This is a genomic window from Streptomyces sp. NPDC079167 (assembly GCF_040686735.1).
GTDB lineage: Bacteria > Actinomycetota > Actinomycetes > Streptomycetales > Streptomycetaceae > Streptomyces.
The window spans coordinates 105171-120405 of record NZ_JBFBLO010000003.1 but is presented as its reverse complement, the minus strand read 5'-3'; the positions used below and the strand labels follow the sequence as shown (position 1 = coordinate 120405).

Annotated in this window: 14 protein-coding genes; 8 read left to right on the top strand and 6 right to left on the bottom strand. The window is 70.6% G+C overall.

Going from position 1 to position 15235, the window contains the following annotated elements; genetic code table 11:
- Positions 1–178 precede the first annotated feature (178 nt).
- Positions 179–2302 carry a flotillin family protein gene (locus AB0P41_RS08195; protein WP_365930883.1) on the bottom strand — a complete coding sequence of 708 codons (2124 nt, stop codon included), beginning with the start codon at positions 2300–2302 and terminating at the stop codon, positions 179–181.
- A 106-nt stretch (positions 2303–2408) separates the two neighbouring features.
- Positions 2409–3047, bottom strand: coding sequence for a hypothetical protein (locus AB0P41_RS08190; protein ID WP_365930881.1), 639 nt, complete (start codon positions 3045–3047; stop codon positions 2409–2411).
- Between the two features lie 295 nt (positions 3048–3342).
- Between AB0P41_RS08190 and AB0P41_RS08185 the strand changes: the two genes are divergently transcribed.
- Positions 3343–4404, top strand: coding sequence for a helix-turn-helix domain-containing protein (locus tag AB0P41_RS08185; RefSeq protein WP_365930879.1), 1062 nt, complete (start codon positions 3343–3345; stop codon positions 4402–4404).
- 125 nt (positions 4405–4529) lie between these two features.
- On the opposite strand, the gene AB0P41_RS08180 is transcribed toward AB0P41_RS08185, so the two are convergent.
- A complete protein-coding gene (locus AB0P41_RS08180) occupies positions 4530–4985 on the bottom strand; it encodes a TerB family tellurite resistance protein (RefSeq protein WP_351275025.1) in 456 nt (151 codons plus the stop codon).
- 134 nt (positions 4986–5119) lie between these two features.
- Here AB0P41_RS08180 and AB0P41_RS08175 point away from each other — a divergent pair, with 134 nt between their 5' ends.
- Together AB0P41_RS08175 and AB0P41_RS08170 are read left to right on the top strand one after the other, a co-directional pair.
- Positions 5120–5572 carry a BlaI/MecI/CopY family transcriptional regulator gene (locus tag AB0P41_RS08175; RefSeq protein ID WP_356709272.1) on the top strand — a complete coding sequence of 151 codons (453 nt, stop codon included), beginning with the start codon at positions 5120–5122 and terminating at the stop codon, positions 5570–5572.
- 8 nt (positions 5573–5580) lie between these two features.
- Positions 5581–6534, top strand: coding sequence for a M56 family metallopeptidase (locus AB0P41_RS08170; RefSeq protein ID WP_365930876.1), 954 nt, complete (start codon positions 5581–5583; stop codon positions 6532–6534).
- Between the two features lie 17 nt (positions 6535–6551).
- Here the strand turns inward: AB0P41_RS08170 and AB0P41_RS08165 are convergent, their stop codons facing one another.
- A complete protein-coding gene (locus tag AB0P41_RS08165; protein WP_356709277.1) occupies positions 6552–7799 on the bottom strand; it encodes a cation:proton antiporter in 1248 nt (415 codons plus the stop codon).
- 2 nt (positions 7800–7801) lie between these two features.
- Positions 7802–8272, bottom strand: a complete 471-nt coding sequence (locus tag AB0P41_RS08160) for a cation:proton antiporter regulatory subunit (RefSeq protein WP_205019030.1) — start codon at positions 8270–8272, stop codon at positions 7802–7804.
- A 205-nt stretch (positions 8273–8477) separates the two neighbouring features.
- Between AB0P41_RS08160 and AB0P41_RS08155 the strand changes: the two genes are divergently transcribed.
- The 5 genes from AB0P41_RS08155 to AB0P41_RS08135 all read left to right on the top strand — a co-directional run bounded on the left by AB0P41_RS08155 (position 8478) and on the right by AB0P41_RS08135 (position 13688).
- A complete protein-coding gene (locus tag AB0P41_RS08155) occupies positions 8478–9041 on the top strand; it encodes a Uma2 family endonuclease (protein WP_365930874.1) in 564 nt (187 codons plus the stop codon).
- Between the two features lie 52 nt (positions 9042–9093).
- Complete coding sequence (locus AB0P41_RS08150) at positions 9094–10608, top strand: ATP-binding protein (protein WP_365930872.1); 1515 nt, start codon at positions 9094–9096, stop codon at positions 10606–10608.
- Between the two features lie 641 nt (positions 10609–11249).
- Positions 11250–11990: an XRE family transcriptional regulator gene (locus AB0P41_RS08145; RefSeq protein ID WP_365930870.1), complete on the top strand. Its 741-nt coding sequence runs from the start codon at positions 11250–11252 to the stop codon at positions 11988–11990.
- Positions 11991–11993: 3 nt separating this feature from the next.
- Positions 11994–12464 carry an NUDIX domain-containing protein gene (locus AB0P41_RS08140; protein ID WP_365930868.1) on the top strand — a complete coding sequence of 157 codons (471 nt, stop codon included), beginning with the start codon at positions 11994–11996 and terminating at the stop codon, positions 12462–12464.
- A gap of 204 nt (positions 12465–12668) precedes the next feature.
- Entirely contained in the window at positions 12669–13688 is a 1020-nt protein-coding gene (locus AB0P41_RS08135; RefSeq protein ID WP_365930866.1) for a hypothetical protein, read from the top strand.
- A gap of 35 nt (positions 13689–13723) precedes the next feature.
- On the opposite strand, the gene AB0P41_RS08130 is transcribed toward AB0P41_RS08135, so the two are convergent.
- Entirely contained in the window at positions 13724–15163 is a 1440-nt protein-coding gene (locus tag AB0P41_RS08130; RefSeq protein WP_365930864.1) for an SPFH domain-containing protein, read from the bottom strand.
- Positions 15164–15235: the final 72 nt, after the last annotated feature.

The window sequence follows — 15235 nt, the reverse complement described above, 5'->3', positions numbered from 1 at the left end:
TTCAAGCCCGTCCGGCGTTCGAGGACGGAACCTTCATGTGGCCGGGGCGGGACCTCAGGGCCTCGGGGCGGCAAATCAAGCCCGTCCGGCGATTGAGGACGGAACCCTCACGCGGCCAGGGCGGAACCTCCCGGCCCGGCTCAGGCCCCGCCCAGCGACATGCCCTGGGTCCCGGTGGCTACGCCACCCCCGCGGCCCCGTTCAGCGACGGCTCCGCCGAACCCGTGCCGCCGCCCTCCGTCAGCGACGACACCGTCATCCCCGCCAGCCCCAGCTCCTCCGCCGCCGCCAGCAACTGCCGCACCTGCCCCGAGGCCGCCCCCGACGTCCCCCGCATCAGCCGCATCAGCAACGCGGACACCGTCAGGTTCTGCACGTCCCCCGAGGTGACGGACCCCAGCATCCGGGTCAGGTCGTCCGTGAAGGACCCGCTGCCGTCCAGCCACGGCCCGGCAAGGGCCTGCGCGGTCTTGGAGTTGTTCACGAACCCGTCCACGCTGCGCCCCAACGAGATCGACGAGACCAGCCGGTCGAAGAAGACCGAGTCCCCGCCGACGATGTCGATGTCCGCGTTCTCGAGACCCGTCGCCAGGATCGTCGCCTGTGCCTCCGCCACCTGCCGCTGCACGTCGAACTCCGCGAGGCGGATCTCCTTCTCCGCGGCCAGCCGCAGCCGGTACTCCTCGTGCCCGCGCGACGCCTCGTCCAGCGCGGCCATCGCCGCTGCCTTCTCCGTGAGCCCCTCGGCCTCGGCCTTCAGCCTCTCGCCGATCACCGCCGCGTCCGCGGTCGCCTGCGCCCGCGTGCCCTCGGCGGCCGCCAGCGCCTTGAGCCGCGCGCCCTCCGCCTCGGCCCTGAGCCGGGCCTCCGTCGCCCGGCCCTCCGCGAGCCCGGCCTTCTCCGTGACGTCGGCCTCGGCCTCACGGACCTGGACGTCCGCCAGCCCGGCCGCCGCGGACTCGGCCTGGATCCCCTCCGCCAGCCGCAGCTTCGCCTGCGCGTCGAGGTCGGCCGTCTTCAGCCGGGCGTCCGCGAGCGTCAGCTGCTCCGCCGCCAGGTGGACCGCGGCCGACTCCGCGGCCTCCGCCGCCTTGATGTCCTTGACCAGCTTCTCCTGCGCCTCCGCCTCGGCCGCGATGATCACGGACCTGCGGGTGCGCTCCGCCTCCTCGACGGACCGCAGCGTCAGGATCGACTCCTCCTGCTCGGCGACCGTACGGTCCACCGCGATCCGCTCCCGGATCACGTCCGCGACCTCACGCCGCTCGGCCTCGACCTCCTTCGTCGCGGCGATCCGGTTCAGCTCGGTCTCCCGCTCGCGCCCGATGACCTCCAGCATCCGGTCCTTCTCGATGCGCTCGTTCTCCACCGCGATGACCCGCTCGCGGTTCTTCTGCGCGACGGCGACCTCGCGCGCCTGGTTCTCCCGCTGGATGCCGAGCTGTTCCTCGGTGCGGATGAACGCACTCTGCGAACCGAGCCGCTCCTCCTCCTGCACCCGGGCGGTGGCCGACTCCTCACGGGCCCGCAGGGTCTCCACCTCGCGGCGCTGCTTGATCTCCGCCTCGGCCTGCCGGCGCTCCAGCTCCAGGATGGTCTCGCGGGCGTCGACGTCCTGCCGGGTGATCTCCTTCTGCTCGGTGCGCTGGAACTCGTTGGTCCGCACGTGCTCGATCGCCGTCAGCTCGGTGATCTTCCGGATGCCCTGCGCGTCCAGGATGTTGGCTCCGTCGAGCTGCGCCATCGGCGTCTGCTCGAGGAAGTCGATCGCGGCGTCGTCGAGGTGGTAGCCGTTCAGGTCGGTCCCGATGACCCGGATGATCCGGTCCCGGAACTCCTCGCGCTTGGTGTACAGGTCGACGAAGTCGAGCTGCTTGCCGACGGTCTTGAGCGCTTCGGAGAACTTCGCGGCGAAGAACTCCTGGATGGCGGCCTTGTCGCTCGCCCGCTCCGTGCCGATGGCCTGCGCGACCTTGATGACGTCCTCGACGGTCTTGTTGACGCGGACGAAGAACGTGATGTGGATGTCGGCGCGGATGTTGTCCTGGCAGATCAGACCCTCGCGCCCGGTACGGCGGATCTCGATGGTCTTCACCGAGATGTCCATGGTCTCGGACTTGTGCAGCACCGGGAGGACCACCGCACCGGTGAAGGTGACGTCGACCTTCTTGGTCTTGGAGATGATCAGGGCCTTCCCCTGCTCGACCTTTCGGAAGAGCCGGGTGATGACGAAGACCAGGGCGACGGTGATGAGCAGGACAACGGCGACGAGCACGCCGATGCCCCAGGAGATGGCATCCATGTCAGTCCTTGCGGCTGGTGGGACGTACGAAGGAGAAGGGGAGCCCGGACGCCCGTACGAGGGCGCGCGGAACCACGGGCCCGGGGTCCGGAAGAAGGGGTGCGGGTCAGACGGCCTTGCGCGGCAGCGGGCGCGGGGCGAGCGAGGCGTCGTACGGCGAGACCCAGAAGAACTCACCGTCGGCGTCGTACGCGTAGAGGAGGCCCGTGCTGCCGGAGGTGAACTCCTCTCCCGCCGCGGACGGCCTGAGCGGCTGCCGCACCTGCACGATCGCGGTCGACCCGTCGGCGGCGGCGACCTCGGCCTGCCCGAAGTCGGCGCTGACGGATCCCGTACGGATCGTGCAGACCTGACCCACGAAGTCCTGGCGCGATGGGGGAGGTTCCGCGGGGAAGAACCGGTGGAAGCGGCGTACGAGCATGCGGACCACCCCCCAGGCGATCAGAAGTGCCCCCGCCAGTACGGCGAGGTGCATCAGGGCCCGCAGGGTGCCGGTGGCTCCGCTGCGGAGGACGAGGACCGAACCGGCCAGGCCGGTGAACCAGGAGACGGCGACGAACAGCGACACCGACACGGACACGGGTACCCCGCCGAAGCCGACGGCCTCGGTGTCGAGGTCGGTGTCGAAGGAGTCGTGACCCACCGCTCCGACCAGCACCAGCAGCCAGAAACAGACGACGACCACCAGGGCGCCGCCGAAGACGACGGCCGGGAACGCGAGTGCTGCGGAAAGGAATTCGGTCATCCGGTCCACCCCCTGCGACGCCGTGCGGCCCGGGGAACCGGGCGGCGCCGGGTGGGACGGGGGACCGGCGCTGCGACACCGCGAACACGGCCTCGCAGCAACCGGTTTCTTCCCCCGTGATCCCCCGTGTCCCCCGTGATTCCCCCGTGTGTTGCTGAACAGATCGTGTCAGCCGGGCGGGTCCGGCCGCACTGCCGGAATCCGGCAGCCTTTACGGGACCGGCCTGCCGGGCACCGGCACCGGCTTCCGTGCGTTGACAGGATGACGATGCCGGCGATGAGTGGAGGAGTGCGAGTGGCGGAGCCCGAGATCCCCGAACGGTTCCTGGAGGGCTATGCCCGGATCCTGGCCGAGGTCGCGGACACCGGCCGCCGTCTCACCCGGGACGAGCTGGAGACGCGGCGCGCGCTCGGCCGTGAGGCGGCGGAGGCCGGACACCAGCTGCGGGCCCTGGTGCGGCGCCACCTCTCGGAGACCCGCGCCGCCTGGCCGCTCGCCCCGCAGGGCGCCGCCGATGCCGTGCTGGCCGCCGTGGAGCAGACGGTCGACGCGTTCGCGGAAGGTTTCGAGCGGGCGCAGCGCATCACGGTGCGGCGGGAGGAAGCGGCGCGGCGGGAGTTCATCGACGACCTGCTGTACGGGCGCAGCGACCTGGGCCGGCTCGCGGAGCGCGCCAGCAGGTTCGGGCTGCGGCTCTCGCGGGCCCACGCCGTCGCGGTGGCGGCGGGCCCCGAGGCATACACCGAGTCCGACGCGGTGCCCCGCAGCGTGGAGGCGGCCCTGCTGGCCCGCTTCAGCGGCCGGAAGATCCTGCTCACCACGAAGGACGGGCGGCTCGTCTGCATAGCCCCCGGCAGCCAGCCCGACGTCCTGCGGTACTTCGCGAAGCAGGCCCATGCCGCGACGGACGGCGGTCAGGTCGCGGTCGGCCGCCCGCACCGGGGCCCCGGCGGGGTGGTCCACTCGTACGACGAGGCGCTCGACGCCCTCGATCTGGCTCAGCGGATGGGCCTCGACGACCCCGTGCTGTACGCCGCCGACCTGCTGGTCTATCCGGTTCTGACCAGGGACCGGCAGGCGATGGCCGACCTGGTGCGGAGCGAGCTCGGCCCGCTCAAGGAGGCACGGGGCGGCGCGGAGCCGCTGCTGCGCACGCTGTCCGTGTACTTCGACGCCGGCTGTGTCGCCGCGGAGACGGCCCGTCGGCTGTCGCTGAGCGTGCGCGCCCTGACGTACCGGCTGGAGCGGATACACCAGCTGACCGGCTCCGACCCGTCCGACCCGATGCACCGCTACACGCTGCAGACCGCGGTGATCGGCGCCCGGCTGCTGGACTGGCCGGCGAAGGAGCTCTGAGTGCCCGGGCGCGTACGGCCCGAGTGCCCGGGCGCGTACGGCCCGAGGGCTCCGGCGCGTACGGCCCGAGTGCCCCGGCGCGTACGGCCCGAGGGCCCGGGACGTACGCGCCGGGAGTGGGTGCCCTACAGGTCGAACTCGTGCGGCGGCAGGTCCAGGGCGAAGCACGCCTCGCGCACGACGGCCTGCTCCGACTTGTCGAAGTCGCCGTCGGCGCCGCCGATCACGATGCCGATCTGGATGACGGCACGCGCCTCGGCGGGCTTCTTCTTCGCCTTGGCGATCTCCTGGAGCACGCTGACCTTGCCGAAGGCGAAGTCCGCCGTCAGCTTGTCCACGTAGGCGTTGAACCGGCGCTGGAGGTCGTCCGCCGGAAAGTTCTGCAGCACGTCGTTGGTGGCGATCAGCGAGGCGACACGCTGCCGCTCGGACGGGTCGATGGAACCGTCGGCCGCGGAGACGAGGGCGCACATGGCCATGCTCGCGTCCCGGAACGCCCCGCTCTTCAGGTCGTTCTTCTTCGCCTCCAGCTGCGTCTGCATCGTCGACGCGGATTCCTTGATCCGATCCCAAAGGGCCATGACGTCTCCATACGTTGCGTTGCCTGTGGTGCGGGAACCAGTCAGACTCTACAACCGTGTAGAAGTACGGCGGATGGCCGTCGGTGGCACGGCGGCCGACAGGCGCCACCCGGCCACTCAGTAGGATGCCGCGGATGAACAGGCCCACAGGCACGGACGACGGCTCCACCGGGGACGGCCCGCGGCTGCCCAGGCGCGGCCAGGGACAGCTGGAGTCCCAGGTCCTGAGCGTGCTGCGCTCGGCGGGCGGGCCCGCGACGGCCGGGTGGGTGCGGAAGCACCTCGACGGCGACCTCGCCTACACCACGGTCATCACGATCCTCTCCCGCCTCTACGCGAAGAAGGCCGTGACCCGCACCCGCCAGGGCCGTTCCTACCTCTGGACCCCGGCCTCCGACGAGGCCGGCCTCGCCGCCCTCCGCATGCGCCGCGTCCTGGACGGCGAACACGACAGGGAGGCCGTCCTCGCCCGGTTCGTCTCCGCGCTGTCCCCCGGCGACGAGGCGAGACTCCGCGCACTGCTCGCCCGCGCGGCCGACGACCCCGACGACCCCGACGACGACCCCGCCGGTCCGGAAGGCCGATAGCCACCACGATGGGCGTCTTCGTCTACCTGCCGCTCGTGCTGCCGCTGACCGCCCTGCCCATGGCGCGTCTCGCCGAACAGCACCTGCACCCCCGGAGCGCCACCCGGCTGCTGGCCGCCGTGGGTTCGACCCTGGCCCTGTGCAGCACGCTGTGTCTGGCTCTGCTCATGGTGGTGGGCACGGCCCAGCTTCCCGGCAATCCGCTGCCCGACGGCTGGTCGGACCCGGAGGTGCGCGCCGCGCTGCCGTACGAGGAGAAGGCGGGCCTGATCGCCATCGGCGTCCTGGGGGCGGTGCTGGTGGCCTGGGGCGGCACCCTCCTGCGGCACACCCGGACCCGGGTCCGGGCCGCCCGCGCCCTGCCGGCCCAGGACGGCCCCGGGGCCGCGGGGGACCTCGTCGTGGTCCCGTCCCCCGACCCGTACGCCTACGCCCTGCCGGGAGGGCGCGGCCGGGTCGTCGTCTCCACGGCGATGATGGACTGCCTGGACGCCCGTGAACGCCACGCGCTCGTCGCCCATGAACGCGCGCACCTGTCCGGCCGCCACCACCGCTATCTGCTGGTGACACAACTGGCGGCCCGCGCCAACCCGTTCCTGCTCCCCCTGCGCACGGCGGTGGCGTACAGCACCGAACGCTGGGCGGACGAGGAGGCGGCGTACGCGGTCGGCAGCCGCCGGACCGTCGCCAGGGCGGTCGGCAAGGCGGCGCTGTTCTCGCACCGCCACCCGGGACCCGCCGTGCTTCCCGCCTTCGCGGCTTCCCTGCCGACGGGGCCTGTGCCGCGCCGGGTGGCGGCGCTGCTCGACCCCCGGCCCCCGGCGGGACTCTGGCCCCCGGCCTCACCGCATCTGGCCCTGGCGGCGGTGACCGCGACGGTGGGGACGGCGGCCTCGGCGCTGTCGTCGCTCAACGCGACGGTGACGCTCGTCGGCATCCTCCACGCGGCCACCCCGCTCTGACCGCCGCCCCCGGTCCGTCAGTCGGAGTCGCGCCCGGCGTGCTCCGGCGTGAGGTCGTCGTGCGACGGCATCGGCGGGTCGGACACCACGGCCGGCTTCTTCCGCTTCCCGGCCAGAGCGGCCTGGAGCTTCGAGGCGACCGGCTCCGTCCAGCGGGCGGTGAGCGGCCCGACGATCACCAGGATCAGCACGTACGCGGTCGCGATGGGACCGATCCGCGGCTCGGTGGCCACGGCCAGACCGGCGATGACGATCGAGAACTCCCCGCGCGCGACGAGCGTGCCGCCCGCGCGCCAGCGGCCCCGCGGCCCGATGCCGGCCCGCCGGGACGCGTACCAGCCGGTGCCGATCTTCGTGAAGACCGTGACGACCGCGAGCAGCGCCGCCGGAAGCAGTACGGGCGGGATCTCCGCCGGGTCGGTGGACAGCCCGAAGAACACGAAGAAGACGGCGGCGAACAGGTCCCGCAGCGGCGTCAGCAGCTTGCGCGCACCCTCCGCGACCTCCCCGGACAGGGCGATGCCCACGAGGAAGGCGCCGACGGCCGCGGAGACCTGGAGCTGCTGGGCGACGCCGGCCACCAGGACGGTGAGCCCGAGGACGACGAGCAGCAGCATCTCCGGGTTGTCGGAGGACACCGCGCGGCTGATGAGCCGGCCGTGGCGCAGCGCGAGGTACAGCACGAAGCCGACGGTGCCGAGCGCGATCAGCAGGGCGATGCTGCCGCCGGCCAGACCGACGCCGGCCAGCATCGCGGTGAGCAGCGGCAGATAGACGGCCATGGCGAGGTCCTCGATGACGAGGACGCCGAGGATCACGGGCGTCTCGCGGTTACCGAGCCGCCCCATGTCGGTCATCACCTTGGCGATCACACCCGAGGACGAGATCCAGGTGACCCCGGCCAGTGCGACGGCTCCCACCGGCCCCCACCCGAGCATCAGACCGGCAGCCGCGCCGGGTGTCGCGTTGAGCACGAAGTCGACGGCCCCGGACGGGTACTGCGTCTTGAGGCTGGTGACGAGCTCCGATGCGCTGTACTCGAGACCGAGCAGGAGCAGCAGCAGGATGACGCCGATCTCCGCCCCGATGGCGGTGAACTCCTCGCTGGCGCCGAGCGGCAGCAGACCGCCCTCACCGAACGCGAGCCCGGCCAGCAGGTAGAGCGGGATCGGCGAGAGACCAATCCGCCCGGCGAATCTTCCGATGATGCCGAGCCCCAGAATGACGGAGCCCAGCTCCACCAGCAGTGCGGTCGTGTCGTGCACGGTCAGCCCTCCGCAATGATCTCGGAGAGCGTGTCGACGCCCTCACGCGTACCTACGACGACGAGCGTGTCCCCGATGGCCAGCCGGAAGTCCGGCCCAGGTGACGGATGCGCACTGTGCGTACGCAGCACGGCCACGATCGAGGCCCCCGTCCGCGTCCGCGCCCGGGTGTCCCCGAGCAGCCGCCCGCCGTACGGGGAGCGGGTCCCGAGCGGGATGTGCTCGGTGACCAGGTCGATCCCCTCGGTCCGTACGGCGTCGATCGGCGCCGCGTCGATGAGGTGCGCGAGCCCGGTGGCCTCGGTGGTCGTCAGGGGCACGGAGAGCACGCACGAATCTGGGTCGTCCTTCTCGTAGAACCCCAGGAACCGCCGCCCGTCGTGGTGCACGACCACGGAGATGTGCTGCCCCGACTCGGTGGTGTAGTCGTACTGGACGCCGACTCCCGGCAGCGACGTGCGGTGCGTTCCCATGGCTTCCTCCCGAGGAGCGCGCGGCGGCACGGCGCGCTTTTGATCAGCTTTTTATCCGCTCATTACCCTAACCGGAGCGAGATTTCTGCCTGGAGGGCGGCGGAATCACGGGCTCCGGACGGGGGCGCCGCTCGCCTGTGACGGGCGACGGCCGGGCATGATGCCGGGTAGCCGGAGGCGTGGACATGGACGGAAGCGGGACCCTATGAAGAGCGCGCCCGACTACAGCCGGGGTGTGGACGCTGAGCGCGCCCTCAAATTCGCTGTGCAGCACATGCGCGAGGACCGCGTCCAGATCGTCGAGGGGATCATCGAGCCGGTGTCACCGACCTGGGACGACGAGCGCGCCGCGAGGCTCGTCCGCCGGCAGATCGAAGCCCGCGTCGCCGAGCTGGGCTGTGTCGAAGGCTCAGGCAACCTGGACCTGCCCGGCTCCTCCAACTGGTACGTCCCCGACATCGCTGTCGTACCCGAGGAACTGGCCAGGGGCGGGGGCGCGCTCCTCCCGGACCAGACACTGCTGATCGTCGAGGTCACCTCGGAGACGGACGCCGAGACCGACCGGGTGGTCAAGCGGCGCCGATACGCCGAGTACCGGGCGCCTCTCTACCTCCTCGTGGACCGGATGGAGGGCAGCGTGACCCTCTTCTCGGAGCCTGGGAGGTTGGGCTACACCTGCGTGGACGGACCGCATCCGTTCGGGGCCGTACTCCGCCTGCCGGACCCGTTCGCGGTGGACATCGACACCACCGGCCTGTCACCCCGCTGAAGGCTTTGTTAGGAGTACGCTCCTATGGGGTGTAGTCCTAAGGAGCTGCCACGTGCAACGTCATGGCCGTCCGGACAAGCCGTCCCGTGTCTTCGAGCGTGATGCCGAGTGGAAGGGTCTCTCGGCCTTCGTCGGCCGGCCCCTGCCGCACGCCATGCTCGGCATCGTCAGCGGCAGACGACGCATGGGGAAGACGTATCTGCTGCGCGCTCTCGTCGAGCGGCACGGAGGCTTCTACTTCGGAGCCACGGCGGGGACGGAGGCAGAGTCGCTGCGCCAGTTCGCTGCGGCCCTCTCCGATCACGTGGGGTCCCCGGCTCCGTTCTCGTTCGCCACATGGGACGACGCGATCTCCTACCTGTTCGGGCTTGCCGCGTCCCGGGACGGCGAAGGGCCGCTGCTGGTGGTCATCGACGAGTTTCCGTACCTGGCGAAGACCGCCCCTGAGCTCCCGTCTCTCATTCAGCGGGAGATCGACCGCTTTCAGGTCGAGGAGAGCCGGATGAGGCTCCTGCTGTGCGGATCGGCGATGTCCGTCATGGGCGGGCTGCTCGCGAGCACGGCGCCTCTCCGGGGACGTGCGCAGCTGGAACTCGTCGTGCGCCCCTTCGGATACAGGTCAGCCGCGGACTTCTGGGGAGTCGCCGACAGCCCGGCCCTTGCGGCTCGGCTCCACGCCGTGGTCGGTGGCACACCGGCGTACCGGCGGCAGTTCCTGGCCGACGACGTTCCCGGAAGCCTGGAGGAATTCGACGACTGGCTCTGCCGCACGGTCCTCTCTCCTTTCAGTCCCCTCTTCCGGGAGGCGAGGTATCTGCTTGCCGAGGAGGCGGACATCCGGGACACCGCGCTGTATCACTCGGTCCTTGCCGCAGTGGCCCAGGGCAACACCACGAGAGGCGGGATCGCGGGGTACATCGGCCGCAAGTCGGTGGACATCTCGCACCCCCTCAACGTCCTGGAGGACAGTCATCTGCTGGCGCGGGAAGCGGACGTCTTCAGAGCAGGGAAGTCGCAGTACCGCGTCACCGAGCCGCTGATCAATTTCTACGAGGCCGTGATGCGACCCTCCTGGGACCGCCTGGAGGCCGGTCAGGCGTCGGACGTCTGGGCACAGTCGGCGGAGCGCTTCGCAGCCCAGGTCGCCGGGCCGCACTTCGAGGCGATGTGCCGGGAGTACGTCCTCGGTCCAGGGCGGACCCTGCTCAGCTCCGCGGTGGGCCAGGTCGGCGGCGGCGTGGTGACCGACCAGGCGGCACGGAGGCAGATACAGATCGATGTCGCCGCGGTCGAGCCCGGGTCCGGCGGTACGAAGCCGGCGGTGCACCTGCTCGGCGAGGTGAAGTGGGGCACGGTCGTGGGGATAAGCCACCTGGAGCGGCTCGTCCGGGCCCGGGAACTCCTCGCCGGCCGGGCCATGGACACCACGCGTTGCGCGCTCGCCTGCTTCAGTGCGGCAGGCTTCAGTGACGCCTTGCGAACCGAAGCGGCACGCGGTGGCGACCGGGTCCTGCTCATCGGCCTGGACGAGCTCTACGGCGGCACGGTCACGTCCCTGCCGCGCTGAGCCCGCCCGCCATGGTTCTGCTCGCCGCGAGTACGGGGGCGAGCGGTCGGGTGGGGGCGGGCGGCAATCCCAGAAAGCGGCCCTAATCGGCGCGGGTCACCCTGGCGTGGTCCGTGAAGACACGCCGGAACAAGGCGTGGCCTGTCTGACCGGTATGCCGTAGCGCCCAGTCCTGCGCGGCTTCTTGCTCCGTTCGTGGGCCGGAGTCCTCGCCGCAATCATGCGTGGCGCAGGATGTCTCGTAGACCATCCCGCCCTCCGGCGCCTGGCGGATCGTGTGCTTCACGAAGTGCCATGCAGTAAGCGTCATTCCGGGCATCCTTCTGCGTGCCGGTAGACAACCGGCAGTCCAGACCGGCCTTCAAGCGTCCCGCGGCGGCAGGGAGCGAAGCTCGTGATCGGCTTCCCGCAGGCCGGGCACGTCTCGCCGGCGGGGGCGTAGGTCACGTACTCCCATTGGCACGTGTCCGCCTGCGGTTGCTGAGTGTTCCTGGTCATCGTCCCCTCGTCCCATCGCGTTGCTTCCGAAGATCGTGGCTCTCTGCACCGGGACGTAGGAACCTCCTTGGTTTCCCACTCCGGGACGTCTTGCACGGGGTAGAACGTCCCTAAGACCGTCCGTGACTCGGGGAGACGCGACCATGCAGAACGAGAGGCTTCGGGCCGTCATGGTCTCCGGTGGGTGGACCCACGCAATGCTCGCTGAAGTGGCTGGGGTCGACCCCAAGAGTGTCGAGCGGTGGGTGAACCTGGGACGCACGCCACGGCGTGCGACAGCGCTCAGGGCCGCTGAGTCACTGAGGGAGGACGTCCATGCGCTCTGGCCGGCGCTCAGGCAGGCGCGCGCCGCACGAGCCGTGAGTCCCGAGCTCGTCGCTCTGTACGACCAGCGGGCGAACCTGCCTGTGTCGGCGTTCACTGATCTGCTGGGCGCCGCACGCGAGCGGATTGATGTGCTCGTGTACGCCGCCGTGTTTTTGCACGAGGCGTACCCCCGGTTGAACGACCTCCTCCGTGAGCGCGCCGCTGAAGGGTGCACGGTACGCATCGCTTTGGGGGACGCCGACAGCGAAAGTGTGCAACGGCGTGGTGCGGAGGAGAAGTTCGGGGACGGCATTCAATCGCGTTGTCGGCTGGCACTCCTGCACTACCGGCCCCTTCTCGGCGTGCCCGGCATTGAGGTTCGCACCCACGCGACAACCCTCTACAACAGCACGTACCGCGTTGACGACCAGGCCTTGATCAACCCTCATGTGTGGGGCGTAAACGCCTATGGCGCACCCCTGTGGCACCTCCGCCGGGCCGGCGACGGTGGGATGTTCGACACCTACGCCGAGAGTTTCAGCGCAGTATGGGATAGAGCCCGACCCGTGGAGACGTGACCTGTGGCACGAACCGAGTACTACGACGATCCGGAAGCGCCCCAGCCGAACAGTCTCGTCGTAGCCGCTTCCGCCGTCGTGACCGATGAGGAAGGCCGCATCCTGGTGCAGCGGCGTGCGGACAGTGGTCTGTGGGCGCTGCCGGGGGGCGGCATGGAAATGTCGGACAGCCTGCCTGGGACAGCCGTTCGGGAGGTCAAGGAAGAGACCGGCCTGGATGTGGAGATCACCCATCTCGTCGGCACGTACACGGACCCGAAGCACGTCATCGCGTACAGCGACGGGGAGGTCCGCCGCCAGTTCAACGTGTGCTTCCGGGCTCGTGTCGTCGGAGGCACACTCGCGATGTCGGACGAGTCGACGGAGCTTCGCTTCGTCGAGCCGACGGAAATTCCGGCCCTGCCCATGCATCACACTCAGCAACTACGCATCCGGCACTTCCTGGAGCGGCGCGAGCGGCCCTACCTCGGGTGATTCCCCTGGACACGGCGTCGGCTCGCTCAATCCACCCTTGAGGCTGAAGTTTTCGCCGCATGTCGGTGATGGCGTTTTGGCTGCGCTACGGTAAGCGCGTCATCACGCTGTGTGCGTACGCGCGCATGGCGCGGTCCCCGGAGGTGTGTAGGAGCACCGACCGAGGACCTTCACCGCCAGTGGATAACCGAGAGGTCCACCAGGATGCTTTGGCATGCTATCGCGCCGTCTCGCGGCTATACGAAGGCCGCGAATGATCTGGTACGCAATCAGCGTCTGAGCAGTGACGCGAAGATCCTCCTTCTCTACGTGCAAGGCCTCCCCGACGACCGGCGCGGTGTGGCCCTCAGCGAGCATGCGCGGGCTCTCGGGATCACCGGCCGGGCCTACCAGAAGGCCAAGAAGCTGCTGGTCACGCACGGGTACCTGTACGAGTGGCGGCAGCAGGGCGGGCGCGGGTTCTGGACGACCGAGCAGCTTCTCGCGAATGTGGCCCTCGGCCCGGAGGAGGCCAGGGCGGCCCGGGACGGAAGTTCGGTGCCGGTGGGCGTGTCTCCGGGTGCGCGGAAACCGACGGTCGGTCAGCCGGGGGACCGGGCGGTCGGTGGCTATGAACCGGTAGACGAAGAACACGGGAAGAACTCTTCCCACCCACCCTCCGAACCGGCGGCGGACGACGTGCCGTTGACCGTGCCCGACCCGGAAGCGGCTGAGGCCGAGCGGGTGTTGCTGTCCCTGCGGCATGTGCACCGCTCGTTGCACCTGGGCGTGGCAGAGGCCCGGAAGCTGGTGAAGCTCGCCGTGGTGTGGCTGCGGCGTGGGGTCGCGGCCGACGACATGCGGCGGGTGCTGGCCGGTGATCTGCCGGTGGGCGGGGTGCGGTCGGCCGTGGGATTCCTGCGGCACAGGCTCGTACACAAGCTGCCCGAGGAACCCGCGCCCGTACCGCAGTCTGAACCTCCGGCTCCCGTAGCCGCGTTGGTGGTGTGCTCCGGGCCCGGGGACGAGCATCTCTTCCGGCCGGGGCCCACCGATGAGGACGGTGAGACGCGGTGCGGGCCCTGTCGGCGGGAGGCCGCGCGGGCGGCATGGGCCGAGGCCCGGGCCGCCCAGCTCGCCTCTGAGGAGGATGACGACCCGTACGCCCACACACCATGGCGGGAGAGGGTGGCCGCCTGCCGGACGGCCGGGGCGGGCGCGGACGTGGAGGCGCCCGGCCGGTAAGCGGTCACCGGGCCGGGCGCGGGGGAGGGGACGGGTCAGTCCTTGATGTCGATCTTCTCGCCGTTGGCGGCGGGGGCCGGGACCGCCGGCACGGACTCCGTGCCGCCCGCCTTGCCCTGAAGGTTCCGGAGGAGTGCGGCCAGGTCCACGCCTGTGGTGGAGGTGAGGAGCTCCAGGCCCTGGGCGACGTTGTCGGTGACCGTGCGGGACAGCTGGCTCGCGCCGTCCGTCGAGATGACCGTCATCTTGTCGATGGCGCTCAGCGGCTCGGACGCCTTGGCGACGACCTGCGGCAGCACCTCGACCAGCATCTGCAGGACGGCCGCGTCGCCGTACTGCGCGAAGGCGTCGGCCTTCTTCTGCATGGCTTCGGCCTCGGCGGCGCCCTTCGCGGCGATCGCGGCTGCCTCGGACTCACCCTCGATGCGTACGGCGTCGGCGAGGGCGGAGCGGTGGAGCTTCTCGCCCTGACCGGTGAGGCGGGAGCGCTCCGCGTCGGCCTCGGCCTCCTTGACCTGGGCGATGCGGCGGGCCTCCGCCTCCTGCTCGGCCTGGTAGCGGGCGGCGTCGGCGGGCTTGCGGACCTTGGTGTCGAGCTCGCGGTCCGTCAGGGCGGCCTGGCGCTCGGCGACCTTCTCCTGCTCGCTGAGGACTTCCTGCTGGCGGGCGGCCTCGGCGAGCGGGCCCGCGGCGTTGGCCTTGGCCGCCGCGGCTTCGGTCTCGGCCTTGATCTCGGCCTGCTTGAGGTAGAACGTCCGCTCGGCGATGGCGATCTCCTCCGCCGCCTTCAGCCGGGCCTGCTCGGACGCGCGCCGGGCGATCGCCTCCGCGATGTCCGCCTCCTGCTTGGCGCGGGCGGCCTCCGGACGGCCCAGGTCCTCCAGGTAGGAGCCCTCCGTGGTGATGTCCTGGATCTGGAACGCGTCCAGGATGAGGCCCTGGCCGGAGAGGCTGGCCTCGGCCTCCTCGGCGACCTGCCCGGCGAACGCGGCGCGGTCACGGATGATGTCCTCGACCGACATGCGGCCGACGATGGCGCGGAGGGCCCCGGAGAGCACTTCCTGGGTGAAGCCGACGATGCCGTTCTGCTGCTGGAGGAAGCGCTGGGCCGCGGCGCGGATCGCGTCCTCGCTCCCGCCGACCTTGACGATCGCCACACCTTCGAGGTTGGACTTCACCCCGCGCAGGGTGACGGCACCGCGTACGGCGACGGGGATGTGGCGGCTGGAGAGGTCCAGAGTGAACTTCTGCTGGACGAAGGGCACGACGAAGACGCCGCCGCCGACAACGACCTTCTGGCCGCTGTTGTCGATGCTGGTGCGGCCGGTCACCGGGTCGGTCGACTTCTTGCCGCGCCGTCCCGTGATGATGAAGGCCTGGCTGGGGCCCGCGACCTTGTACCTGGTGATCACGGCCAGGGCCAGGAGTACGACGAGTACGACGATGCCGATGATGGCGATGACTACTGGGCTCATGAGAGGTGTCCCCCTTGCCCTCCCCACGGAGTTCCCGGCGGGACGGCGGTCTGTTCGGCTGTACGGGTTTCG

Excerpts from the sequence above, each read along its gene's own strand:
- AB0P41_RS08175 (WP_356709272.1), top strand. The coding sequence starts at position 5,120 with ATGAACAGGCCCACAGGCACGGACGACGGCTCCACCGGGGACGGCCCG.
- AB0P41_RS08155 (WP_365930874.1), top strand. The coding sequence starts at position 8,478 with ATGAAGAGCGCGCCCGACTACAGCCGGGGTGTGGACGCTGAGCGCGCC.
- AB0P41_RS08130 (WP_365930864.1), bottom strand. The coding sequence starts at position 15,163 with ATGAGCCCAGTAGTCATCGCCATCATCGGCATCGTCGTACTCGTCGTA.
- AB0P41_RS08145 (WP_365930870.1), top strand. The coding sequence starts at position 11,250 with ATGCAGAACGAGAGGCTTCGGGCCGTCATGGTCTCCGGTGGGTGGACC.
- AB0P41_RS08135 (WP_365930866.1), top strand. The coding sequence starts at position 12,669 with ATGCTTTGGCATGCTATCGCGCCGTCTCGCGGCTATACGAAGGCCGCG.
- AB0P41_RS08195 (WP_365930883.1), bottom strand. The coding sequence starts at position 2,302 with ATGGATGCCATCTCCTGGGGCATCGGCGTGCTCGTCGCCGTTGTCCTG.
- AB0P41_RS08160 (WP_205019030.1), bottom strand. The coding sequence starts at position 8,272 with ATGGGAACGCACCGCACGTCGCTGCCGGGAGTCGGCGTCCAGTACGAC.
- AB0P41_RS08190 (WP_365930881.1), bottom strand. The coding sequence starts at position 3,047 with ATGACCGAATTCCTTTCCGCAGCACTCGCGTTCCCGGCCGTCGTCTTC.
- AB0P41_RS08180 (WP_351275025.1), bottom strand. The coding sequence starts at position 4,985 with ATGGCCCTTTGGGATCGGATCAAGGAATCCGCGTCGACGATGCAGACG.
- AB0P41_RS08170 (WP_365930876.1), top strand. The coding sequence starts at position 5,581 with ATGGGCGTCTTCGTCTACCTGCCGCTCGTGCTGCCGCTGACCGCCCTG.